At 70.4% G+C, this 23,305-nt stretch carries 20 protein-coding genes and 1 pseudogene; 10 read left to right on the top strand and 11 right to left on the bottom strand.

Annotated elements, in window-relative coordinates; genetic code table 11:
• Positions 1-258 precede the first annotated feature (258 nt).
• Together WME97_RS10700 and WME97_RS10695 are read right to left on the bottom strand one after the other, a co-directional pair.
• Positions 259-648, bottom strand: coding sequence for a DUF4156 domain-containing protein (locus tag WME97_RS10700; protein WP_437551736.1), 390 nt, complete (start codon positions 646-648; stop codon positions 259-261).
• A 143-nt stretch (positions 649-791) separates the two neighbouring features.
• Entirely contained in the window at positions 792-2,753 is a 1,962-nt protein-coding gene (locus WME97_RS10695; protein ID WP_437551734.1) for a GNAT family N-acetyltransferase, read from the bottom strand.
• Between the two features lie 291 nt (positions 2,754-3,044).
• Here WME97_RS10695 and WME97_RS10690 point away from each other — a divergent pair, with 291 nt between their 5' ends.
• Positions 3,045-3,278 (top strand): DUF433 domain-containing protein, encoded by a 234-nt coding sequence (locus WME97_RS10690; RefSeq protein WP_437551732.1) that lies wholly within the window; start codon positions 3,045-3,047, stop codon positions 3,276-3,278.
• Positions 3,275-3,418: pseudogene (locus tag WME97_RS10685) on the top strand (DUF5615 family PIN-like protein); the annotation flags it as partial. The gene WME97_RS10690 and the pseudogene WME97_RS10685, both read left to right, overlap by 4 nt.
• Before the next feature lie 12 nt (positions 3,419-3,430).
• Here the strand turns inward: WME97_RS10685 and WME97_RS10680 are convergent.
• Positions 3,431-4,234, bottom strand: coding sequence for a class I SAM-dependent methyltransferase (locus WME97_RS10680; protein WP_437551730.1), 804 nt, complete (start codon positions 4,232-4,234; stop codon positions 3,431-3,433).
• 286 nt (positions 4,235-4,520) lie between these two features.
• Here WME97_RS10680 and WME97_RS10675 point away from each other — a divergent pair, with 286 nt between their 5' ends.
• Complete coding sequence (locus WME97_RS10675) at positions 4,521-5,063, top strand: DinB family protein (RefSeq protein WP_437551728.1); 543 nt, start codon at positions 4,521-4,523, stop codon at positions 5,061-5,063.
• Positions 5,064-5,151: 88 nt separating this feature from the next.
• Here WME97_RS10675 and WME97_RS10670 read toward each other — a convergent pair whose 3' ends face one another.
• A complete protein-coding gene (locus WME97_RS10670) occupies positions 5,152-6,669 on the bottom strand; it encodes a hypothetical protein (protein WP_437551726.1) in 1,518 nt (505 codons plus the stop codon).
• 597 nt (positions 6,670-7,266) lie between these two features.
• On the opposite strand from WME97_RS10670, the gene WME97_RS10665 reads away from it, so the two are divergent.
• A complete protein-coding gene (locus tag WME97_RS10665) occupies positions 7,267-8,091 on the top strand; it encodes a hypothetical protein (protein WP_437551725.1) in 825 nt (274 codons plus the stop codon).
• A 70-nt stretch (positions 8,092-8,161) separates the two neighbouring features.
• Here WME97_RS10665 and WME97_RS10660 read toward each other — a convergent pair whose 3' ends face one another.
• The gene (locus tag WME97_RS10660) at positions 8,162-9,109 is read right to left on the bottom strand and encodes a LysR family transcriptional regulator (RefSeq protein ID WP_437551723.1); all 948 of its coding nucleotides are present in this window, start codon (positions 9,107-9,109) and stop codon (positions 8,162-8,164) included.
• Positions 9,110-9,318: 209 nt separating this feature from the next.
• Between WME97_RS10660 and WME97_RS10655 the strand changes: the two genes are divergently transcribed.
• Positions 9,319-9,942 (top strand): RNA 2'-phosphotransferase, encoded by a 624-nt coding sequence (locus WME97_RS10655; protein WP_437551721.1) that lies wholly within the window; start codon positions 9,319-9,321, stop codon positions 9,940-9,942.
• A gap of 234 nt (positions 9,943-10,176) precedes the next feature.
• Here the strand turns inward: WME97_RS10655 and WME97_RS10650 are convergent, their stop codons facing one another.
• The 3 genes from WME97_RS10650 to WME97_RS10640 form a co-directional block, all read right to left on the bottom strand.
• The gene (locus WME97_RS10650) at positions 10,177-11,229 is read right to left on the bottom strand and encodes a LacI family DNA-binding transcriptional regulator (protein WP_437551719.1); all 1,053 of its coding nucleotides are present in this window, start codon (positions 11,227-11,229) and stop codon (positions 10,177-10,179) included.
• Between the two features lie 319 nt (positions 11,230-11,548).
• The gene (locus WME97_RS10645) at positions 11,549-11,926 is read right to left on the bottom strand and encodes a hypothetical protein (RefSeq protein WP_437551718.1); all 378 of its coding nucleotides are present in this window, start codon (positions 11,924-11,926) and stop codon (positions 11,549-11,551) included.
• A 450-nt stretch (positions 11,927-12,376) separates the two neighbouring features.
• The gene (locus WME97_RS10640) at positions 12,377-12,796 is read right to left on the bottom strand and encodes a hypothetical protein (protein WP_437551716.1); all 420 of its coding nucleotides are present in this window, start codon (positions 12,794-12,796) and stop codon (positions 12,377-12,379) included.
• 582 nt (positions 12,797-13,378) lie between these two features.
• Between WME97_RS10640 and WME97_RS10635 the strand changes: the two genes are divergently transcribed.
• From WME97_RS10635 to WME97_RS10615, 5 genes are all read left to right on the top strand, one after another.
• Positions 13,379-15,040 carry a glycoside hydrolase family 43 protein gene (locus WME97_RS10635; protein WP_437551714.1) on the top strand — a complete coding sequence of 554 codons (1,662 nt, stop codon included), beginning with the start codon at positions 13,379-13,381 and terminating at the stop codon, positions 15,038-15,040.
• A gap of 129 nt (positions 15,041-15,169) precedes the next feature.
• The gene (locus WME97_RS10630) at positions 15,170-15,382 is read left to right on the top strand and encodes a hypothetical protein (protein ID WP_437551712.1); all 213 of its coding nucleotides are present in this window, start codon (positions 15,170-15,172) and stop codon (positions 15,380-15,382) included.
• A gap of 143 nt (positions 15,383-15,525) precedes the next feature.
• Positions 15,526-16,581: an AraC family transcriptional regulator gene (locus WME97_RS10625; RefSeq protein WP_437551711.1), complete on the top strand. Its 1,056-nt coding sequence runs from the start codon at positions 15,526-15,528 to the stop codon at positions 16,579-16,581.
• Between the two features lie 75 nt (positions 16,582-16,656).
• On the top strand, positions 16,657-17,640 hold the full coding sequence (locus WME97_RS10620) for an alpha/beta fold hydrolase (protein WP_437551709.1): 984 nt from the start codon (positions 16,657-16,659) through the stop codon (positions 17,638-17,640).
• Entirely contained in the window at positions 17,637-18,491 is an 855-nt protein-coding gene (locus WME97_RS10615) for a hypothetical protein (protein WP_437551708.1), read from the top strand. Before WME97_RS10620 ends, WME97_RS10615 begins: the two co-directional genes overlap by 4 nt.
• On the opposite strand, the gene WME97_RS10610 is transcribed toward WME97_RS10615, so the two are convergent.
• The 3 genes from WME97_RS10610 to WME97_RS10600 form a co-directional block, all read right to left on the bottom strand.
• On the bottom strand, positions 18,395-18,736 hold the full coding sequence (locus WME97_RS10610) for an RtcB family protein (protein ID WP_437551706.1): 342 nt from the start codon (positions 18,734-18,736) through the stop codon (positions 18,395-18,397). The genes WME97_RS10615 and WME97_RS10610 overlap by 97 nt on opposite strands.
• Before the next feature lie 802 nt (positions 18,737-19,538).
• On the bottom strand, positions 19,539-20,951 hold the full coding sequence (locus tag WME97_RS10605) for a c-type cytochrome (RefSeq protein ID WP_437551704.1): 1,413 nt from the start codon (positions 20,949-20,951) through the stop codon (positions 19,539-19,541).
• Positions 20,948-23,302, bottom strand: coding sequence for a PKD domain-containing protein (locus WME97_RS10600; protein WP_437551703.1), 2,355 nt, complete (start codon positions 23,300-23,302; stop codon positions 20,948-20,950). The genes WME97_RS10605 and WME97_RS10600 overlap by 4 nt, the downstream gene beginning before the upstream one ends.
• Positions 23,303-23,305 lie beyond the last annotated feature (3 nt).

Genomic DNA, 23,305 nt, shown 5'->3' with positions numbered 1-23,305 from the left:
TGGCGCAGGCCGTACGGTCGACCGGCGGGCACCCCGCCGAGGCGACGCTCCGCCGGCCCTTCGTCGACATTGGATGAGCCCCGGCCCGCCGCGTTGCGGTCGGGCCGCTCCGGATCGGTTCACCTGGTCGAGCGCGCCTCCCCGGCGGCGGCCGGACGGGCCGCGCGGCCCAGAGGCCATGAGGCCCCCGCCGGCGGCGCCTTCGAGAGCCTCGCGCCGCGGACCATCGCCGCGGCGACCTCGCGAGATCGGGGCGCCTTACAGGCCGACGAGCTGCGGCGGGCAGCTGTACGCGTTGCCCATGTGGGTGACGTCGGTCTGCTGGCCAGAGATGCTGTCTCGGTCGCCGGAGAGGGTGGTCCCTGCGTTCGTGTTCTCCAGGACCACGTAGTTGCCGCCCAGGTCATGGGCCTTGTTCTTCATGTCGTTGACCGCGCCCTCCTGCAGGTTCGCATTGCTGGTGAACGCTCCAGACACGGAGCCGCCCTGCTCGCCGATCACCGTCCCCAGGAACCGGCACCCCTGCGGGGCCGACTGCTTGGTGACGATGACCTTCTCGGCGCCGGGGTTGAGCTCGACGGCGGCGCACGCGGGGAGGGTCAGGCAACACAGGAGGAGAGCAAACGCACCGTGGATCGATGTCTTCATGGCAAGCACCTTGTGTCGATTGCTACGTGCGCGCGCGAGCGCTTCTTCCTCGCTGGACCGCCGGGCCGGCAGGATTCCGACAGGCCTCGTCCTCGGTCGGCCTTGTGTCGCTCTCCCGCGTGACGTCGCGGTTCGAGCGCGCCTCACCGGTGGTCGATCTTCCGCAGCCGGTACGCCCGCGCGTCCCACAGCGAGAACGCCCGCTCGCCGCTCGCGAGGACGTCGAACCCGTGGCGGGCCCCGAGCCGCGCGACGTCGGCCGCGTCGCGCGCGGGGTCGCCGCGGTACGAGTAGCCGAGGACGACGAGCTCCCCTCCCGGCCGCAGCGCCCGGCGCGCCTCCGCGACGAGCCGATCCACGACCTCCGCGCCCGCGGCGACGACGTACGGGAACGAGTCGACCGCGTACACGAGATCGAAGCGGGCCGACGGCGCGTCGCCCAGATCGACGCCCGACGAGACCGCGAGCACGACGTTCGAGCGCCCCGCGCAGCGACGCCGCGCGGCCTCGATCATGCGCGGCGAGACGTCGAGCCCCCACGCCTCGCGCACCCTCGGCGCGAGCGCCGCCTCGAAGCGGCCGATCCCGCAGCCGATCTGCAGGATGGCGCGGTCCTCCCCGATCGCGCCCCACCGCTCGAGGAGCTCGACCACCTCCCGCGTCGCGCGCTCGAGGATCTCCGGATCGCCGAGCGAGTACGCGGCGACGCTCGCCTCCTCCGAGCGCTCGCAGAGCTCGTCGAACAGCCGCGCGGCGGAGCGGCAGGCCCCCCGCGCGTCCTCCCCGTCGAGGCGCGCGTCCCGGTGCGCGCCCAGCATCGCCGCCACGGTCGCGCACGCGGCGCGCCGCTCGTCCAGGCAGCGGCGCAGCGCCTCGAGGCGCGCCGCCCGCTCCCCCTCCCCCGCCGCCGGCCGCGCGGCGTGCGCGGCGTGCGCGACGTGCGCGACGTGCGCGACGTGCGCGACGTCGATCGCGCGCGCGGCGGCCGCGAGGTCCCCCGCGGCGCCGAGCAGCCGCACCAGGCCGACCTCCGGCGACGCCTCGCCGGACATCACGGCCTGCACCGCGCCCTCGCCCTCCCCGACCTCTCGCCCGGGCCCGCGCGCGCCCCGGCGCCGCAGCCGCCGGCGGAACGTCCACCGGTCGACGGCGCCCCAGTCGTACTTGTACGGCTCGCGGCCGCGGAGGAAGTCCACGGTCCGCGCGCCCTCGCGCGCCGCGTGCTCGATCGCGCTGGCGAGCATCACGAGCCCCGGGCTGTACCACGCGAGCTCCGGATCGAAGCCGGTGATGTACGACGCGAGCCCGCCGCGCTCGGCGAACCCGTAGAGCGACGCGATGATCCGCCCGTCGAGCCGCAGGCCGAAGAGCCGCAGCGCGCCCCGCGCGCACAGCGCGCGCGCGGCCTCGCGGTGGAACGGCCGGAGCGCCTCGTCGAGCACGCCCCCCTCGCCGCGCGAGCGCCAGCGCGCCTTGTGGTTCGCGAACAGCGCGTCGAGCAGCTCGTCCACGCTCGCCGCGTCGGCCACGTCGAGGCGCAGGTCCCCGGCCCGCGCGAGCCGCTTCCGCGCTCGGGCGACGCGCGCGCGCATCCCCGGCGGAAACAGCTCGTCCGGCCCGGCGCCCTCGGGGATCATCACCGCCGGACACGCCTCGTGCTTCTCGACCTCGTCCGACCAGCCGGGGGGCGCCTCGGCGAGGAGCAGCGGCGACGACGCGCGCAGGTCGTGGAGATCGGCGACGTCCCACGCGCCGGCGCGCTCTTCGAGGCAAGCGAGCGCCGCGCCCGCGACCGCGCGCTCGTAGCCGGACGCGGCCAGGACATCGTTGTAATCGGTGATCCCGGCGCCGAGCAGCGCGACGACGCGCTCGTCGCCGATGCGGTGAACCGCGAGGGGCGCGAGGCCGACGAGCACCTCGTCCGACCGGAAGACCAGGGCGAGCACCTCCTCGGGCCCGAGCGCGCGGCACCACGGGATCAGCCACTCCGGCCGCTGGAACGCCGTCGCCGCCGGGCAGCGCTGCCACAGCGCGCTCCACGGCTCCCGCAGCGCCTCGAGCTCCTCGCGGCGGCTCAGCACCTCTACGTCGAGTCGTTCGCTCACCTGCCCTCCGAGCGGCGGGCTCGGCGCTCCTCGGCGCTCCTCGGCGCGCATCGGTCCTCGTCGAGCGCGCGCGGTCGCTCACCGGGCTCCCCTCCCCTGCCGGCGCCGTATCCTCGCAGAGGCGCGCGACCACGCAACCGGCGTGCGCTACCTCGGAGAGGGCTCTGGAGAGCTGGCGCCTGCCGGCCCGTCGCCTCTGGCCGCTGGTTGCCGAGCTTGCCAGCCTCCGCCGGCTCAGGCGAGGACGGCGCGTCCCGGCCGGTGTATCCTCCCGCGGGAGATCCTCAGACCATGCGAAATTTTGACCGGCTCACCGCGCACCCTGGCCGCATGAACGGGCAGCCGTGCATCAGGGACCTTCGCCTGACGGTGAAGCGGGTGCTGGAAGTGCTGGCGACCTATCCGGACCGCGAAGAGTTGCGACGCGACTACCCGGAGCTGGACGACGAGGACATCCGGCAGGCCCTGGCCTTCGCCGCCGCCATGATCGGGGATGAGATCATCGAGCTGCCTCGGAGCGCATGACGCCGGCCATTCGATTGCTCCTGGATCAAGGGCTCCCGCGCTCGGCGGCAGAGCGGTTACGCGCGGCCGGTGTCGACGCGATCCATGTAGCCGAGATCGGCATGTGGGCCGCGCTCGATGAGGAGATCATCGAACAGGCCCGGCAATCGAAGTCAGCCTTTCGCGCGCGCCACGGCGAAGATCAGGTGACGTTGCAGCCGGATCCCCTCCGGCGCGCGGCGGCGCTCGAGCTCGGCCGCGAGCGCCGCCTTGACCCGCGCGGCCTCCGCCGGACCGAGGTCGGACAGGAAATTGCCAAACGAGCTGGCCAGGTAGAACGCGATCACGTCGTCCGTGTCCGCGAAATGGTCCGTGAAGGTGCGGATCTGGAGCCTCGGATCCTCGAAGCCGGCGAGCAGGAGGGTGCTCGTCAGGTCGTCCGAGGTCACCTTGTAGGTCGTGCTGCCGAGCGTCTCCGCGGTGCCGGTCAGGCCGAGAGACGACAGCACACCCTCGATCACCTGCTCGAACTCGTGCGGGCGCTCCCTGGCGGCCGAGCTGATGCCGAGGCGCCCTCCCCGCCTGAGCACCCGACGCGCCTCGCGCAGCGGGCCGAGCTTCTCGGGCAGCCAGTGGAGCACGCTGTTCAGGAACACGACATCGAAGCTCCCGGCGGCGAACTGTGAGAGATCTTCGGCCTGGCCGACGCTGGCGCGGAAGTTCGGCCGGCGCTTCCCGTTCGCCAGCTCGACCCGGAGCGGCAGCGGATCGACGCCGGCCACCGCGCCGGAGGGGCCGACCCGATCGGCGACGTAAGCCCCGAGCCGGCCCGTCCCACACCCGACGTCGAGGACCCGCTCGCCCGGGGAAATCTGGAGATCTTCGATGAGCAGCTTTCCGTGGTTGAACTGCCGATCGCTGACGCGATCGTACGTCTCGGCCAGGACAGCGGAATCGAGCGAAAGGCTGACCATCATGGCTCCTTGGGAGAGGAGGTGGAGATCGGCGAAAGACGGGTCCGACTGGAGGGTCTCTCCCGAGCACCACGCGTCTGTTATCGAGGACAATAGTCCGCCATAACGGACCAAGCAAGCGCGATCTCGACGGCTGCGCGCGATGGCGGCGATGCGCCCGAGGCGCGCGGTCCCGGGGGTAGCGCGCCGGCCGTGACGCCGCGGGATAGCGGCGGTGCTGGCCGGGTTTCGCCGTCGGGAGCGGGCGTGGTAGCGTTCGCGCCTGCTCTCGAACCACGAGGAGTCGCTCATGAGCTGGATCGACCAGTACCGCGCCTTGGCTCGCTACAACCGGTGGATGAACGACAAGCTCTTTGCGCTGGTCGGCAAGCTCGACGACGTGGAGCGCAAGCGCGATCGCGGGGCCTTCTTCCGGTCGATCCACGGCACGTTGAACCATATCCTGCTCGCCGACCGCACGTGGATGGGGCGCTTCACCGGCGGCGCGGAGCGGTTCACCTCCCGTGATCCGAGCGGGAAGGCCATCGAGATCACCGCGCTCTCGCAGGAGCTCTACGCGGACTTCGGCGATCTCTCCCGCGAGCGCGCCAGGACGGACGCAGACATCCTCGCCTGGGTGCACGAGATCGATGACCGGGCGCTCGCGGGCGATCTGACGTACACGCGGAGCGGGACGGTCTACACCTCTCCGCTCTGGTGGTCCGTGGGGCACTTCTTCAATCATCAGACCCATCACCGCGGTCAGGTGACCACCCTGCTCACACAGATGGGAATCGACCCTGGCGCGACCGATCTGATCGCGATGCTGCGGGACGAGAGCCGCGCGTCATGACACGCGCACGCGCGCCTCGCCCCGCGGCGAGCGCGGCTGTCCGGTGGTCCGATAGCACCGTGGGCAGGCGGGCGAGGCCAACCCGGGATCACCGGGCGGCGCGCCGCCGGCCGTCCTGTCGCGCCTGGCTCGCCGCCCTGACCTCGACGAGCGGATTGCGCGCCTCCGCGGCGCGCAGCCGCTCGAAGCGCTCGATCCGCGCGCGGTTGCCGCTCTGCCGCAGCGTCCGCGCGAGCACAACGCTCTTGGCGAGCCGGATGAACCGCAGGCGGTGGGCCGAGTCCACGTCCTCGACGTCTCTCCTGCCCGCCCGGGGCCCGAACTCGCGCTCGTAGGCGGCCCGGAGGCGGTGCTCTCCGTGGAGGCCCAGCGCGTCCGAGAGCCCCTCGAGCGCGGCCCGCTCCGCCGGGGTCGACCACGAGAGGACCCTGGAATAGGGCGTCGCCATGGTCTCGTGATCGGGCTTGTTGACGAAGCGGCGCAGGAACACATCGGACGTCGCGACCGGCACATCGCCCGTCTCCTGGTGGAGGAGGGCGTACGCGAACGCCTCGTTCATCCCCACGAGCTGGTTCCGGTCGTAATCGGCGCCGTCGACGCGCTTCCCGAGGCGATCGACGCCCGAGAGGGCTGCAAAGAAGAAGCTGCTGAAATCGGTGTAATCCGCCTCGTCGATCTCGGGCGTGCAGCCCGACGCGGGGCGGTCCCGGGTCGCCGCGAAGAAGCCGACGATGTCGCGCTCGACCAGCTCGCCGTCGGGCCTGCCGCCCTCGAAGAGGAGGTTCGCGAACGAGCCGGAGTAGCACTGGGCCATGACGAGGACGACGGGAGTGCCGGCGGGCAGCTCCTTCATGCGGGCAGCGAGGTCGCGCACGGACAGCGCTCCGCCACCCCAGAGGTCGAATACGTTGTTGTCGAGGTCGTTCCCGGGATCCGGGCTCCCATGGCCGGCGAAATACAGCAGCAACGGGTCGGCGGGGCGCGCGTGGACGAACCTGCGCCAGATCGCGTCGAACCCGGGGCGGGTGGTCGCCCCGTCGATGCGCGGCAGCCTGGGCGCGCGGTAGCGGGTCTGGTCGCCGTCGAGGAACTGCACGCTCCGCGTGCCCCGGCGCCCGTCGGCGAAGAGGACGCGCCGCTCCGCCCTGGCCGGGAGCAGCGACTGGAAGTACCGGATGTGGCCTTCGATGGCCACCTGGTTCATGGGCGGCCTCGGGCCGCCGCCCACGACGAGCGCGCGCCAGGCCGCGGGCTCGGGAGAAGCCGCGGAAGGCAGGGCCGGCGGGGCGGGCGAAGCCGGGGGCGCCTGCGGGGCGGCCGGCGCGGGCAAGAGGGCCTGCGGGGCGGCCGGCGCAGCGCGCGGCGGGCGCCCCGGCGAGGGGGCCGGCGCACGGCGCGGCGGGCGCACTGGCGAGGCCGCCGGCGCGGGGCGCGGCGGGTGGGCCTGCGGGGCGGCCGGCGCGGGACGCGTCGGGCGCGCACCCGCCGTCGCGGCGGTCGCCGTGGCGACGGCGATCACAGCGACCCGGAGGAGCAGATGGTGCGCGGCGGTCACGTCCTCGGCCTCGGCAGCGCGCGCATCGCGGCGCTCGATTCTAGGTAGCACGACCGGCTCCCCCGCGTCGACACGCGCTCTCTCGATCTCTCGGCCGCCCAACCGGGTTGGCCCGGCCCACGTGGGTTACATCGAGCGCGAGCTACACTGGGGACGCCTGGTTCCGTGGCGAGCGCCACCGGGGTGCCCTCACGGCGTACACGTGTGCCTCCATGAGGGCGCCGCGCGTCGCGTGTCGGTCTGTTTCTGTTAGTTAGGCAGTCTATCTGTCAGCACTCAAGCAGGCAGTCTTTCGGCCTGTCTGCTTCAGGTTCAAACGGATCGAGGGGAACGCGATCTCCGACGAGGGCCTGCGCCAGCCGGCAGCATTTCGTCGCAGGCGGGCAAATTGCATCGCCGAGCCCATCCTCGACCACAGCAGAGCTCCCCTGCTTTCACCACGGTCTCGGCCTGGTGACCTCGACGCGCCGCATGCACGAAGGCACGGTGGTTCGGCAGCGCGACGGGCTCCGCGGCGCGCCGCGCTCGGCCCAGGGAGCCGCGGTATGGCCGAGGTCGGCCATCGCGTGCCCGGATCTTCTCATCGGCCTCTGGCATGCAGATTGCCGTTCCCCGCGCCATCGATGCACGAGCACAGGAGGGAAGACCATGTCGGCCAGCTCATCGAAGACGACCATCGTTCATGACGAGATCCGCCAGTGGGCCGAATCGCGCGGAGGCCGCCCGGCGACGGTGAAGAGCACCGAGGAGGGCGGCGAGCCTGGTATCCTCCGCATCGATTTCCCAGGGTACAGCGGGGAAGACACCCTGGAGGAGATCTCGTGGGAGGACTTCTTCGACAAGTTCGAGGAGTCGAACCTCGCCTTCGTGTACCAGGAGAAGACGGCGGACGGGCAGCCGAGCAACTTCTCCAAGCTGGTGAGCCGCCCGGACGACATGGTCCAGAAGGGCAAGCCGACGCCGCGCGCGGCGAAGGGCAGCACGGAGAAGGCGAGCAGCGCCAGGGGCGCGAAGGAGGAGCGCGAGAAGGAAGAGCTCGACGTCGAGGTGGAGGTCCAGATCGATCTCGACGAGGAGCCCGGCGGCGCCGAGCAGCGTCCTCGCGGGAAGCAGGCCCGCCCGAGAGGCGCCGAAGGCGATCACGCGTCCCACATGACCACCGACCATGACGAGATCCGCGCGTGGGTCGAGGCGCGCGGCGGCCACCCGGCGACGGTGGCGCGGACCGAGAAAGAGGGGGAGCCCGGCGTACTCCGCATCGACTTCCCCGGGTACAGCGGGGAAGACACCCTGGAGGAGATCTCGTGGGACGATTTCTTCGACAAGTTCGAATCGTCCAACCTGGCCTTCGTGTACCAGGAGGCCAAGGCCAGCGGCGAGCCGAGCTACTTCTCGAAGCTGGTGAGCCGCCCGGACGACGCCGGCGGCAAGAAGGCGAAGCAGGGCAAGCAGAAGTCGAGAAAGGCGGCCTGAGCCCGGAAGCCAGAGTCCGGGGGGGAGACCGGCAGAGACTGGCAGGCTCCAGGAAGAGCGATGGCGGGGCTCAGCGCCGGCGCACAGGCGCCGTCGGGGCGGCGTCGGGCGCGCCTGACGCGCCCGACGCGCCCAACGCATGGTTTCCCTGCCACGCCGCGGCGTGCGCGAGCAGCGCGTCCCGGAGCTCCGCGGCCGCGCCCTGGAGCTCGCCGCCGCGCCGGCGGACGAGATAGAAGACCTTGCGCGGCAGCTCGGGCAGCGGGCGCGCGACGAGGCCGCGGGGGAGGCGACAGCAGGCGTTGACCACCGCGATGCCGACGCCGAGCTGGACGAAGTGGAGCATCAGCTCCCAGCCGTTCGCCTCGACCGCCGGCTCCCAGCGGACACCGGCCGAGAGCAGCGCCTGAGCGAGCAGGGCCCGGTGGGGCCGCGACGGGCCGGGGACGACCAGCCGCGCCCCCTCGAGGTCGCGCAGCCGGATGTGGCGCTTCCGGGCGAGCGGGTGGCCGTCGGGGACGACCAGGACCTGCGCCACCTCGGTGAGGCGATCGGCGGCGAGCCCGTCCGGCGCCCCCTCGAGCGGCGCGACGCCGAGGTGCGCCTCGCCCGCCGCGACGGCCTCGAGCGTGCCCTCGCGGTCGCGCGTGAGCAGCCGGAGCGGGGCGGCGGCGCGCGCGGAGAAGGCGCGGATCCCCTCGCCGAGCAGGTAGAGGTACGAGCCCTCCCCGGCGCAGAGCACCACCGGCTCCCGGCTCTCGCCGTGGCGGAGCACGTCGAGGAACGAGCGCGTCCGCTCGCCGACCTCGCGCCCGAACGCGGCGACGCGCTTGCCGTCGGCCGTGAGCTCCAGCCGCTGCCCGCGCCGCTTGTAGAGCGTGACGCCGAGCGCCTCGCCCAGCTTGCCGATCTGGGCATGGAGCGCCGGCTGCGAGACGTGGAGCGCCCGCGCCGCGCGCGTGAAGTTGAGGTGCTCGGTGAAGACCACGAAGGCGCCGAGCCAGTCGAGGTTGAGCATGGCGGCAAGCTATCGCGAAACGCGATAGCGGCTCCAGAAATACTTCTTCCGGATGATAGCCGGGCGTCTATTCTTTCCTCGTGCCGATTCCCTTCACGGTTTCGGTCCCGGTCCCTGCACCGTCCAGGGACCTCCCGGAGGCGCCTCTGCGTGCCCGCGCGAATCGCGGGCCGCGGCTCCGGCTCACGAGACGAGAATGGAGCTTGACGATGGGCCGCGATCGCTTGACCGACACGAGCAAGAAGCTCTCCTGGCTGCTCCGCCACGCGGCGCCCTCGCAGGGCGTCGCCATGGACGACGCCGGCTGGGTGGCCGTGGACGACGTCCTCAAGGCGCTCCGGATCTCCCGGCCGGTGCTCGACGAGGTGGTGGAGAAGAACACGAAGAACCGCCTCGAGATCCGCGGCGACCGGGTGCGCGCCTCGCAAGGGCACTCGCGCGACGGGATGCCGGTGACGCTCGCGGGCCTCGAGGCGTCGTGGGAGGAGGTCCACGGCGACGCGTCGATCTGGCACGGCACCAGCGTGGACGCCGTGAGGGGCATCGCGCGCGACGGGATCCGGCCGGCGGCGCGCACGCACGTCCACTGCACCGACGCGCTGAGCAGCGCGGTGGGCAAGCGCGCGAAGGTCGACGTGATGCTCGAGATCAGCCCGGCGAGGCTCCGGGCGCGCGGCGTGCGCGTGTTCCGCAGCCAGAACGGGGTGATCCTGGTGCGGGAGGTGCCGGTCGACTGCCTCGTGGGGCTGATGCCCATCGTGGCGCGGGCGCAGCGGGAGGCCGAGGCGCTGCGGGCGATGCTCTTCGGCGACGGGTCGCGCGGGGCGGCGTGATGGCGTTCACCGGATACTCGCGCTCGCGACCTGTCCCGCGCGGTTCATCGCCGACAATCCGTCGCCACGTGGATGGGTTCCCGAGGCGGACAACGACAAGGCCCAAAGCCCTCTATACCCCCACGAGGACAAGCGCCTCACGGCTGCGGTGGATATTCACTGTCTCATCGGATCGATTGCGGGTTTCTGATCCGTGAGGGGATGCGCGCAGACGAAGCTTGCAGGCTGGAGCGCTCATCGGTTCCGGGCGACGGCGGCGGTGCTCTTGCGCAAGACCAGCTCGGCCTCGACAACGACGCGCGAGCAGGAGCGGCGGCCGCTCTCGATCTGCCCGAGCAGCAAGTGGAGGCACCTGCGCCCCAGCTCGGAGAAGTCCTGGCGGACGGTGGTGAGCGGAGGCGTGAAGTAGGCCGCCTCCGGGATGTCGTCGAAGCCGACGATGCTGATGTCCCGCGGCACCGCGCGTCCGATCTCGTGGAGGTAGCGGAGCACGCCCAGCGCCATCTGGTCGTTGGCCACGAACAGGGCGGTGACGCCTGGCGTGCGCGCCAGCTGCGGGGCGAGCTCGTAGCCCGAGCGTGCGCTCCAGTCGCCGCGCAGGAGAGGCGGCGGCTCGACGCCCGCGGCCTCCAGCGTCGAACGCCAGCCGTCGATGCGCTGCTCGGCCTCGAGCGACTCGATCGCACCGGCGATGTGCCACACCGTCCGGTGACCCAGGTCGAGGAGATGGCGCGTCGCGGCCGTCGCGCCGCCGTGCTGGTCGACGGCGACCACCGGGACCGAATCGTCCGGCCCCCCCTCGACGGCGACCACCGGCACGTCGGAGGTGACGTGGCGAAGCGCGTCCACCGCCGACCGCAGCGGGGCGACGACCATGATGCCGTCGACACCCTGATCGCACAGCCCCTTCACCGCATCCACCACCGGCGCGCGGCTGAGCGATTTCAGGCTGACGACGCTGACGCCGTACCCGGCGTCGTGCGCCGCCGTCTCGAGCCCGTGGAGCGTCGACGCCGGGCCGTAGTGCGTCGTGTTGAAGCTGACCACGCCGAACGTCCGCGAGCGCCCGGTGACGAGCGCCTGCGCCACGGAGCTCGGGCGGTAGTCGAGCTGGCGGATCGCGTCGAGCACGCGCTCCCGCGTGTCCCGGTGCACGTTGGGGCTGTCGTGCAGGACCCGAGAGACCGTCTGGTACGAGACGCCGGCGAGCTTGGCCACGTCGACCATGACCGCGGCCCGGCGCCCGCCTCTCTTGACGCGCCGCTCGGGAGGAGAGTTTTCGTCCATCGGGGCCAAGCTTAGTCGGGCGCGGGGGGAATGGTATCGACATCCACCACGACCGCGCGCCGGCGCCCGCCTCTCTCGATGCGCCGCTCGAGCGGCGCCTCGCCATTGGCCGGGCCCGATCTCGGCGGCGGAGGGGCGGACCGGCGTGAACGCCCCCGGTCAAGCCTCGTCCTCCGGCTTTGCCCTGAGTGGGTCGTCAGCCGCCGGTGGTCGCGCCGCTCGCCTCGAGCCGGACACGATCAGCCCCCGCACGCATCGGCGACCCGACTCGCACCTGCCTTTCGCGCGCGCCGCTGCGCCACGACCGCGCCCACGGCACTCACGGACTGATCGCCGCCCCGACCGTCCCGCTCCCGACGACCCCGGTCGTCGTCTTGACGCCAGGGTGTTGCCGCACGAGCTTCCAGTGGCAATAGCACAGGTACGGCGGATTGACGCGACACTCGAACCTGTCGATGCAGTACTGAGAGAGCCCCCAGCAATCTGACGACAGCGTTCCCCCCTCGCACGTGCAGGTTCCGTCGTCGCCGCACCACCAACCGAGCGAACCAGCGCCGCCTCCGTTGTTCACGAGCGCCTCTGTCACGGCGGTCGTCTCATCCGGAGTGGTCGTTTCGTCGGGAGCCACGACGCAGCCGGCCAGGAGGCCGAAGGCAAGAGACAGGATGGCGAGCGCGGCGCGAATGGTGTTCTTCATCTGAGCAGCTCCTTGTGAAGGTTCGCTGCTCCCTCAGAGCAAGGCCGGTGCCCGCGCATCAACCCCCCGCGTCTTCGGGCCATTCCCGGCGGGCCGGGGCCGCCGGACGCCTGCCAGTGTTTCGGTGCCTCGTGGGAACGATACGAGGGCCCTCGGAGGTGCGCGTGGGCATGTTGAGCGAAACCTCGCTCACCTGCGCGCGTAGTTGAGCGAAACCTCGCTCACTTTCGCGCATGGTTGCGCATCGCGGGCGCTCCGCCGGTCCCGGGCTGCGGTCGCGAGCTCAGGCCCCGCGGCATGCGCGTTGTTTGAAGGACCGCGAGCTTCGGAGGGTCAGCACGAGCGTGCCCGCCTCGTGCTGCGCGCGTTCGAGCGCTGGCTCAGGGTGCAAGATCGCGGGAGAGCGAGTGTTGCTGTCGCTCGACAAAGGCGAGAGCAGAGCGCTGCGCCTCAGAAGGCGGCGTCACGGAGCTTCGCCTTGTACTCCGCCTTGTACAGATCATGGCAGACCTTGCAGCTCGCCTTGGCGCCGTCGATATCGCCCTTCTTGGCCTTCTCCGCGCCCTCCTTCGATATCGCGACCCACTTCGACATCCCGGGCGGCGGCTTCGACGCCACATAGTCCAGCGCCGACGCGATCTTCGCGCCGTCACCGCTCGTGGTCGCCGACTGCATCACCGTCTTCATCCAGCCCTGCATCGGACAGGCCTTCTGTCCTTTTGCGCCGCAGCCGAAATCCTTCCCCTCGGCGACGGACGCGGGGACATCCGCCTTCTCGCCCGCGGCCCATGCCGCGCCCGCAAAACCGCCGGCAGAGCCGATGCCGACGCTCATGATCATGGCCCCCATCAGCTTCCTACTTATCGACATCTGGCGTCTCCTGATCCGGTGAAAGGGCAAGCTCGACAACCCCATCGCAGCTCGAAATGTGACCGTTCACATCGACAACGTCAATCCAAATCGGCCGATGATGGCGCCAGTGATTGGCCGGAGCGCGCGCTCGAGTCGTCGCGCACAAGAGGCGATACCCAGGGAGCCGACCGCCTGCGGCATCGAGCGCCGGCCGTCCGTGCGCAGGCCGCCATCGAGCGCCAGCCGTCCGTGCGCGGGTCGGCATCGAGCGCATCGAGCCTGCGATCACCGCGGTCCGGCGCCCGCCGGCCCCCCGTGACGCGGCGCGCCGGATGAGCCCGCCAGCGATGTCCTCCCTTCGGGATCGAGGATGCCGCCGGGCCGGTCGATTGGGTTTGACACCAGGAATGTGATCGTTCACATTTCGAAAGGGTATACTTGTTCTTTGCCCTGGGGGGTCGTCCTGCGTGCCTTTGCGCGGGCCATCCTCTCATTGATGGCGCCTCCGTCGAGTCAGCACCAGGGGTGCGGGGCGCCGGCAATTCGCTCGCGAGAGGATTCAACGTGCGCTTAAATACAACGTTCTACCGAGCAAGAAGAATGACCCTGTCGGCGATGGCGCTGGGCCTCGTCGCCGCGATCCCCTCCCCCGCTCGGGCGGACAACCCGATCGTACAGACCTTCTACACGGCCGACCCCGCGCCCATGGTGCACGAAGGCAGGTTGTACCTCTACACGTCCCACGACGAGGACGTCACGGTGAACAACTTCTACACCATGAACGACTGGAGGCTCTACTCCACCACGGACATGGTCAACTGGAGGGACCACGGCTCGGTGGCGGGCTACAAGAGCTTCAAGTGGGGAACCGACAATGCGTGGGCGCCGCAGGGTATCGCCAGGAACGGCAAGTACTATCTGTACGTGCCGCTGAACAACAACAGCGGCGCGAAGATCGGCGTTGGCGTATCGGACAATGTGGCAGGCCCGTTCATGGACCCGCTGGGAAAGGAGCTGGCCGTGGCGCCCGGAGGCGGCAACATCGACCCGACGGTGTTCGTCGACGACGATGGACAGGCCCACATGTACTGGGGGAATGCCAAGCTCCGGCACGTGAAGCTGAACTCGGACATGATCAGCACCTCGGGAAGCATCACCGAGGTGCCGTTGAACGGCTTCACCGAGGGGCCGTGGCTCCACAAGCGAGGGTCGCTGTACTACCTCGTCTACGCCGCCATCGCCGGGACCGAGAAGATCAGCTACGCGACCAGCAACAGCCCGACCGGGCCCTGGACCGTCCGCGGCGACATCATGGGCGCTGGCCGGACCTACACCAACCACGCCGGCATCGTCGACTACAAGGGGCACTCGTACTTCTTCTATCACAACAGCGCATTGCCGGGCGGCAGTGACTTCAAGCGCTCGGTCTGCGTGGAGGAGTTCACCTACGGCGCCGACGGCAGCATTCCGAAGATCATGATGTCCACGAACGGACCGTCCGCCGTCGACACGCTGAATCCGTTCGAGCAAGTCGAGGCCGAGACCATCGCCTTCTCGTCCGGGCTCAAGACCGAGGTGTGCACCGACACCGGCGCCGGCATGAACGTCACGTCCATCAGCAATGGCGACTACATCAAGGTGAAGGACGTCGATTTCCTGGACGGCGTGACCTCTTTCGAGGCGCGGGTATCGTCCGCAGCCGGCGACGCGAAGATCGAGCTCCACCTCGACAGTCAGAACGGCACGCTCCTCGGGACGTGCGACGTCTCGGGCGCGTCGGCCTGGACCACAAAGACCTGCGCGGTCAGCGGGGGCAGCGGGAAACACGACCTGTTCCTGAAGTTCGTCGGTGGCGGCGGCGACCTCTTCAAGTTCAACTGGTGGCGGTTTACCGGACCCACCATGCCGGGTGACGGGGGCGACGGAGGCGGAGGCGGTGCCGGCGGCTCGGACCCGGGAACGGGCGGCAGCGATGCCGCCGGCGCCGGGGGCGCGACCTCGGGCACCGGTGGCAGCGACGCCGCCGGGGGCACGACCTCGGCCAGCGGCGGCTCGGTCACCGCAGGCACCGGCGGAACGACCGGCTCCGCCGTCGCGGGCAGCAGCGGCAGCGCCGGACCCACCGGTGGAAACGACGCGACCGGCGACGACTCAGACGGCTCGTGCGCTTGCCGGGCGGGCGCGAGCACCGGGGGCGGCGGACTCGCCGCCGCTCTCTGGCTGGCCGCTTCTGCGCTCGTTCTTGGGCGTCGGCGCCGGTAGGCGCTCGCGATCCGGTTACTGATCGCTGCGAACGGCCGGTATCGTTTGCCACGTTGGCGATAACCGTCGCTTCGCCTTGCCCCTGCGGGGCCGAAAATCCAGGAAAAATCGAGGGCGGGGCGATCATCGGTGTACGAGAGCGCTCCGCCCCCGCCGGTTCACGCGAAGCCCACGGAGCGGACCTCTCTCGAGGCGCTGCAGGCCCTCGGCGAGATCCGCGCCGTGCGCCGCTCGCTCGAGCTCTACCGCGCGCAGCCCGCGTTCACCTCCCTCGAGGACCTCGCCGCGCGGGTGCGGTCCATGATCGCAATCGGTCCCGGGAGCAGGCTCTTCGATGCGTGAAGACGGCTGAAGTAAACGGACGTAAACGGACGTAAACGGACGCAAACAGACGTGGACTGACATGGAAGCGGGCAGCACGGGCGAGCAGTTGACGTCGCTCACAGGCCGTGCGACCTTCGGCAGTGTCGCGCAGACCTCGCCCCGTGAGCTCTCGTCCGGGGATCGGCACGCTCGTGAAGCCGGAAGGCGAGCGCACACTGAGCGTCGGCGTGAAGGCGTTGCGGAGTGTGCTCGGAGCCGCAGAGGCCGTTGGGCTCGACGCAAGCGCGCTCGCTCAAGCGCACGGGCTCGCGCCGGAGGAGCTGCGCGACCCGGACTTCCGACTCTCCTATCGCCGGTGGATCGCGCTCTGGGACGACGTCGTCGAGAGGGCCGGCGATCCGGGCGTCGGGCTCCGTGCCGCGGAGGCGCTCACGATCGGACACTGGGATGTGATGGACTACGTCGTGGCGTCGAGCGACACGGTGGGTGACGCCTTCCACAGGTTCTCGCGGCACTTCGCCGTCATCAGCACGGCCGTGCGCCATGTCCTCCAGGTCGACGAGAAAGAGGCCCGGATCGTCCGGGAGCACGTGCCGGGCGCGGCTCCGCACCGGGTCGCGACGGAGTTCGGCTTCGCGAACATCGTCCTTCGCTTCCGCACGCTCGCCGCCACACCGTGGTCTCCTTCCGCGATCCAGTTCCGTCACCCGTGCTGCGCTGAGATCGAGGCATACACCCGGATCTTCGCCTGTCCGATCCGATTTCGAGCGCCCCACGACGCGATCGTCCTCCCGCGGGCGGTGCTCGCGACGCCGATGAGAGGGGCCGCCCCCGAGCTTTGCGCCGTCCTCGAGCGCCACGCCGCCCTCATCGCGCAAAAACTCCCCCCCGCCCAGGCGAGCCTCGTGGAGCGCACGCGGCACGCGCTCGCCCTCGAGCTGCACGGCGGTGCTCCCAAGCTGGCGGCGGTCGCGAAGCGCCTCGGGCTGAGCGCGCGCACGCTGCAACGGCGGCTTTCGGAGGACGGCTTCCCCTTTCGAGATCTCCTCGAGAAGACACGCGAAGAGCTCGCCCTCCGCTATCTGGAGGATCCCGCCATCGGGCTCGCCGAGGTCGGCTCCCTGGTGGGCTTCTCTGATGTGAGCGCGTTCTACAAGGCGTTCCGGCGGTGGACAGGGAGCACGCCGGGCCAGCTCCGCGAGCGCTCCGTGTCGTAGCCGCGGGCACCGGCGGACAATCGATTGGCGTGGCGGCACAATGCCGAGGGCGGCCTGGATCCGTACGCTTCGGGCATGCGTTGCTTCGCCCGCCGATCTCTTCTCACGTGCCTCTTGCTCGGTTCGGGCTGCCTGGACCCGAGCGAGCCGGGAAACCTCGTCCCGAAGACGGTCGCGGAGGACGACACGCTGCCTCGCTACACCCTCCGCGACGGCGCCCGCATTCACCTTCGCACGCAAGGGGATCCGAAGAACCCGACCCTCATCACGCTGCACGGCGGCCCTGGCGGCGACATGCGCGGCATGCTCGGCCTCGGCGCGCTATCCGAGCGGTACTTCGTCGTCTACTGGGATCAGCGGGGCACCGGCCTCTCGGAGCGTGTCCCCTCATCGGACTTCACCGTCGAGACGTACGCGGAGGATCTCCACGAGCTCGTCCAGCGCTTCTCGGCCGACGCGCCGGTCACGCTGTTCGGGCACTCGTGGGGCGCCATGTACGCGGCGCTCTACATTCAGAGGCATCCCGACCGCGTCGGAGAGGCCGTCCTTAGCGAGCCGGGCTTCCTGAACGCGGCGATCGCGAACGAGACCGAGCTCTTCACGTTCGGCCTCACCGCCGAGGGGCTGAGCGATCTCGGTTGGTCGGAAGGCGCCATGAGCCCCGACGGAGACGCGCGCGCGGACTTCCTCCTCTCCCTGGGACAAGGCTGGTCGCAGCCAGGTTATTACGAGGATCCGGGCGACCCCGACAACTTCAAGGCCTTCCGTCTGGGCGCGCGCGCCATGCGGGATCTGCAGAGCTCGGCGAAGGCGGACGGAAAGTGGAATTTCGATTTCTCTTCCGGCCTCGATCGCTTCTGCGAGCCGGTGACGCTGATCGGGACCACGATCAACACCGTCATCGGGTTCGAGCACCAAGCGAGCCGCCACGCCCCTCTCTTCTGCGACGTCGAGCTCGTCCGCGTCGAAGGCGAAGACCACGGCTGGGTGAACAGACACCCCGAGCGTGTCATCGAGGTTCTTCGCGCTCATCTCGGCGCGTACAAGGGGGCGAGGTGAGAGCCGCCGCGATCGCGGCCGCGATCGCCGCCACGGCGGTCCCAGCGGTCGCCTCGGCTGCGCCGATCAGCGGGTATCAAGGCGAGCAAGAGAACGCGATGCGCGCCAATATTGGCTGGAACTCCGCGCCCGATCTGGAGCTCACCTACGGACGAACGATTCCGACGGAGCGCTTCGTGCGCCGCCTCGACGTCGAGCTCGGACTGACGCTGCCGGTCTTCCTCGTGAAGGACCTGGACTCCTTCCGCCTGGAGCCGGCGGTGCGCGCGATGCTCTTGCAGCGCGGCGGCTGGGGGCTCGCCGGGCGGCTCGGACTGCCGCTGCAGGCGGGTGACAACCAGACGTTTCACTTCGTGAGCATGGGCGCGCACCCCGGGCTCGCCGGCGGCTACTGGAAGCGCGGCGGGTTCATCGCGCTGGAGGTGGAGTATACGGCGATCCTGAGCACGTACATCGCCGCGAGCGATCGCGCGCGCGCGATCTACGACGGGATCCGCGACGGCTTTTATGCGCCGATGGGGGGCTACCTCGACGCGAACCTCGCGTTCGCGTTCTCGATCGGGTCGAGCTTCGAGATCGGACTGCGCGCGGGCTACCGGTCCACCCACGGCTTACAGCCACCCCCGCTCGTTCCCTTCCGCGCCGAAGTGGGCCTGTCCTACGCGTTCGGGACGCAGGCCCCGGCGCCGTCCCGAGGGATCGAGCGACGGCCGGCGCCTGCCCCGGCGAGCGGAGCACGGTCGGATCGTGTTCCCTATCCCTTGACCGTGACGAGCGGCCAGAGTCGCGCCACGCGCCGCGCGATGCCCGCCTCCTCGACGGAGCGCACCACCGGCGTGATGGGTTTGTAGGCATACGGCGCCTCCTCCTTCATCCGCTGGTGGTACTTCGCGAGGATGTCGCGCCGCCGCCGCACGTGGGGGGCGTCGGGGTCGAGCGGCGTCACGACGTGCAGCTTCTCGACCGCGCGCCGGTAGACGTCCTCGTCCGCGTGCGCGGAGCGGCCGCGCGTGAGGCTGCGGCCAGCGCCGTGGCACGCGCTCGCGAGCAGCGCCGCGTGCCCTGCGCCCGCCAGCACCCAGCTCGAGTCGCCCATCGAGCCGGGGATGACCGACAGAGGTATCGGCCAAGCCGCACCGTCGCCGCTTCACGGCCGAGTACAAGCTGCGGATCCTGCGCGATGCGGCGGCTTGTACAGCTTCCGGTCGCACCGGCGAGCTCGCTGGGCTCTTGCGGCGCGAGGGCTGTTCTCGTCGCACCTGACGCACTGGCGACGTGAGCAAGAGCGCGGCGCGCTTGAAGCGCTCGAACCGAAGAAGCGCGGACCGAAGGCCACCTTACCCGATCCGCGCGATCGCCTGATTGAGGATCTCAAGCGCCAGCTCTCCCGGGCCACCGCGCGTGCAGAGCACACCGAGGCGCTGGTGAAGATTCAAAAAAAATTGCCGCCTTGTTGGGGAGGCCGCTGGAGTAGCCGATCAGGCAGCCTTCTCGCCGACGAACGGACTGCCCACCGTGCCGCAGTCCTCGAGGTCGCCTACGAGGCCCATCCCGAGCGCTTCGTGCGAGGCCTGCCCGTGCCTCGCACCCCGCCACGAGAGGTCTGGAGCAACCGTCCCAAGGCGCTTACGACCACCGGGCCTGCACTGTCCTCGGCCACGTCGCCTGCGCCCTGCGCGGGCGACGGCGCCGAGGTGCGGGGGCTCGGGGGCGCCGCCTCCGACGCGACGGCGTCAGAGCTACGGTAATCTCGACCGATTGGTGTCTCAATTACATTGACACATTCCGCTGGAGCCGGAGGTCGCGCGGATCGTCGACTCAACACAATCGGCGCTCTGGCACTCGAGCCACGCCGACCAGAAGCGCAGACGGCGCCTGTCAATCGGAAGGAGACAGTGCTACTTGCGCAGCTCTTCGATGGCCGCGGCGAGCTCCGCGGGGGGCAGACTGTCGGCGGCGCGCCACGGCGGCATGCGCAGCGGCGAGGTCGCGGGCTCCTGCAGCCGAAGGATGGCCGCGTCCTTCACTTCTCGCGGCATGGCGTCCAGGTTCTTCACGTTGAACGCGGAGCGCCTCAGCGCCGGGTTCGAGCGGCCGTCATGGCATCGCGAGCAGAGCTGTGTGAGCACGGCGCGCCCGCTCGCTCCCGGCGGCGGCACCAGGCCGAGCTTCACCTTCGCGTCTGCGGAGAAGAGGTCGCGCAGATCGAGCAGGGACTGTCGCGGGACCGCGCCCGTCACCACGTCGAGGTAGGACCTCGTCCGCTCCGCACGGAGCGCGGGATCCGTCACGTCCACGAGCGGGTAAGGCACCGAAATCGAATCACCCGCCAGCGACACGGTGAACTGCTTCTCCCAGATCGGGCTCGACGGGCCGGCCTTGGCCTCGGCCTCGATGCGCGGGTCGAACGCGTTCGGCTGCGCCGCCTGGCCTTCGGCCACGAGCAACGCCTCGAGCTGCGCCCCGCTGCCCTCGTCGATCGCATTCTGGATGGTCGCGATGGGGATGCCGCCGTACTGCGCGTCGTGCGCGTGGGCTTCCAGGAACTGCGCCGTGAGCACCCGATCGGAGTCCGTGCGCTGCACGAAGCGCTGCGGGAACCAGTGCGTCCAGGGGAACTCCAGCTCCTGCATGCGCAAGATCTTCTTCGTGCCGTAGCCGTCGGGCTGGTGGCACGAGCGACAGTCGAACGAGGTGTTCTCGACGTCTTCCTCGCCGTAAATGCTGAACGCCGTCCAGCCGTGCTCTATCTCTTCGGTGAGCAGGCTCGCGAGATCGCAGCCGCCTTCGTAGTCACACCGTCGCTCGAAGGTCAACAGGTAGAAATTGTAGTCACCGGTCGAGAGGTCGCGGCTCACGATCTCGACGAAGGGCTCGCCGCGAACGAAGCCGAGCGCGGTCATTTCAGCCGGCCTCTCGCGCATCTCGGTCACGCGCGGAAAGACGATGAGGCGCGGATTGATGGAGGAGACGGCCCTCTTCACGAGCGAGGTGGAGTTGCCGGTGAGCGCGAAGGCGCGATTTTCGTCGAGCTTCGCGACTTTGAGCAAGCTGGCGACGTCGGTGATGCTCGGTCGCGGCGTGGCGCACACCGCCTGGAAGAAGCTGTCGCCGCGCGGCGAGGCGCAGAACGCGCTGTACTGCGCCTCGCGCGTGGGTAGGGCCAACAGCTCCGGGTCGGGAGCGCTCACGGGCGGCAGCGTGTCCCAATTGTTCGTCGCCTCGTCCGTGGCAATCACCTCGCCGATATCGCCGACGACGCATGCCGGTAGGAGCAGCGAAACCAGGCTCAGGCTCGGAAGGTGCTTCATGACGGTTTCCTGCGGCGAGCGCCGAACGTCATCAAACTGGCCACGAGCGCGAACGCCAGGAGCGGCGCGCGACGGTCCGAAGGCCCGCCCGTCACGCTGCAGCCTAAGCCTAAGAAGCCTCCGTCCTCGCTCGGCGCCTCCGCATCGTCCTCGCTCGGCGGCTCCGCGTCGACGGTGCCGTCCAGCTGCTGCACATAGGCGATGAGCTGCCCGAGCTCGGCTTCGCTGAGCCCGCTGATGAAGGCGTGGCGATCGTCGGGGTTGGCCGTGACGAGGACATCGCGCAGCGTCGGCGCGGAGCCGTCGTGCAGGTACGGCGCCGTCTCCCAGACGCCGTTCAAGGTCGGCGTGTCGATGCCGAACAGCGGCTCACCCGCGCGCATACCAGACGACGCCTTCACGGTGCCGACGTCGTGCAGCTTGCCACCCACGCTGTCGGTCCCGTCGGGACCCGTGTGGCAGAAGCCGCAACCCAGGCGCTCGAAGATGGCGCGACCCGCGACGCCGTCCTGGGTGAGCGAGCCGTCGGGGTTGCGAAAGGGGCTCGGCCGGTACGTGTCGAGCGAGGCGAGGAACGCCGCCAGCTCGTCGAGCTCGGGGCTCAGGCCGGCCTTCTTGTCTCCGCGCGGCGTGCCGACCGTCCCCACGGCGAGCTGCTCGGCGGTCAGGAAGCCCTTCCCCCCGAACAGGTGGCGGATGTTGTCGTCCGAGTCCTGGATCTCGTCGAAGCTGCCGCTCCAGTTGACGTTGCCGTGGCCCGTGCCGCGCCGCCCCAGCAGCGAGATGGTGTTGCGGAGCCCCTCCCCCGCGCTGCCGAAATCCCAGACTCGCCCGTCCTCCGCGCCGTCGAAGTGACACGACGCGCAGCTGATGTAGCCCTGGTCGCTCATGCGGATATCGGCCGAGTTGAAGAACAGCTGCTTGCCGCGCAGGACCTGCGGGTCGAGCTTCTCGACGGCGACCGTCGGGATCTCGGCCAGCTTCTTGGTGATGAGGTCGTGCGAGCTGACGATGTCGGCGACGTCGTAGACCGTCACCGTGCGGCTGAGCGACGCGTGCACGAACAGCTTGTTGGTCTCGGTCAGCGCCAGGCCGCGCGGCGCGAAGCCCGTCTCTTTCAGCGCGGTCACGAACTCGCCCGTGTAGGCGTCGCGGACCTCCACCAGGGCCGAGCCGGCGACGCTGATGAACGCGTAGTCGCCGAGCGGCGTGAACACGACCTGGTTCGGCAGGTTGCGATCGTCCAGATCGATTCGCCGCGCGACGTCTTCGGCGCCCTCCGCGAGGTTCAGCAGCGCCACGAGCGGACGTACCGTGTTGTCGTCGGTGAGGTCGAGCCCATCGCGAAATGGACCACGAAAGATGTTGTCCTTCTTGCCCGGCACCCACGCGAACGAGCCGTCGGGCGAGAGCCCCACCGAGAACAGGTAGTTCGGCAGGCCGCGCCCTTGTTGGTCCGTGTCCTCCGTCGTGGTGTCCGCGGCGAGCGCGAAGCGCGTGCTCACCTGGAAGGTCGCCGCGTCGATGCGCGCCACCTCGCCGTGGCTGTCCTCGGAGAGGAAGCGCGTGACGTAGATCTGCGAGCCGTCGTGCGACACCGAGACGCCCCGCGGCGTACCGCCGAGCGAAAGCTCGGCCACGACGGCGCCGCTCGCCACGTCCAGCTTCAGCACCTTGCCGACCGCCATCAGCGTCACGTACGCGGCGTCCCCGGGCGGGCTGATCGCGAGGCCCATCGGTTGCGACGCGTACGGCAGCGCGATCTCGCGCTCCACCGAGAGCGACGCGGCGTCGAGGATGGAGACGGAGTGCGCATCCCGGTGCAGCACCCACAGCGTGCCTTGCGCGGTGAGCGCGAGCCCGACCGGGCCGCGCGCCACCGGCACCTCCGCGACCTTGGTCAGCGCGCTCGCGTCGAGCACGCTCACGCTGTCGTTCTCGTAATTGGCCGTGTAGACCTTCGCGTTCGGCGGGTCGTACACGAGGTCGGTCGAGCCCGCAGCGCTGCCCGTGACGAGCGGCCGGTGCGCCGTGTGCACGAAGGCGACGCTGGTGAAGCCGACATCGTCTTTGACCGTCACGAGCACCGGGTAGTGGCCGGGAGCGGCGTAGGTGTGGACCTGCTGCACGTCGTCGACCATGAACTCGGTGCGCGTCTCGTCTCCCATGTCCCAGCGCACCTGAACGGGGCCGACCGCGTCGCCGATCGTCAGGTCGAACGTGACGGCCTCGCCAGCGAGCGAGGGCGCGCGCACGGGGACGCTGGCCGTGACGGCGCGCGCCTCGGCCGGCCAGGCCGCCGCCGCGCAGAGGCCTCCGAGCAGGCCGAGGAGCTTCGGGAGCGAGCGCATGGC

It is taken from the genome of Sorangium sp. So ce367 (assembly GCF_051520455.1).
In the GTDB taxonomy this organism is placed as follows: domain Bacteria; phylum Myxococcota_A; class Polyangia; order Polyangiales; family Polyangiaceae; genus Sorangium; species Sorangium cellulosum_B.
The sequence above is the reverse complement of the archived record's forward strand: the minus strand, read 5'-3'. Positions and strand labels throughout refer to the sequence as shown.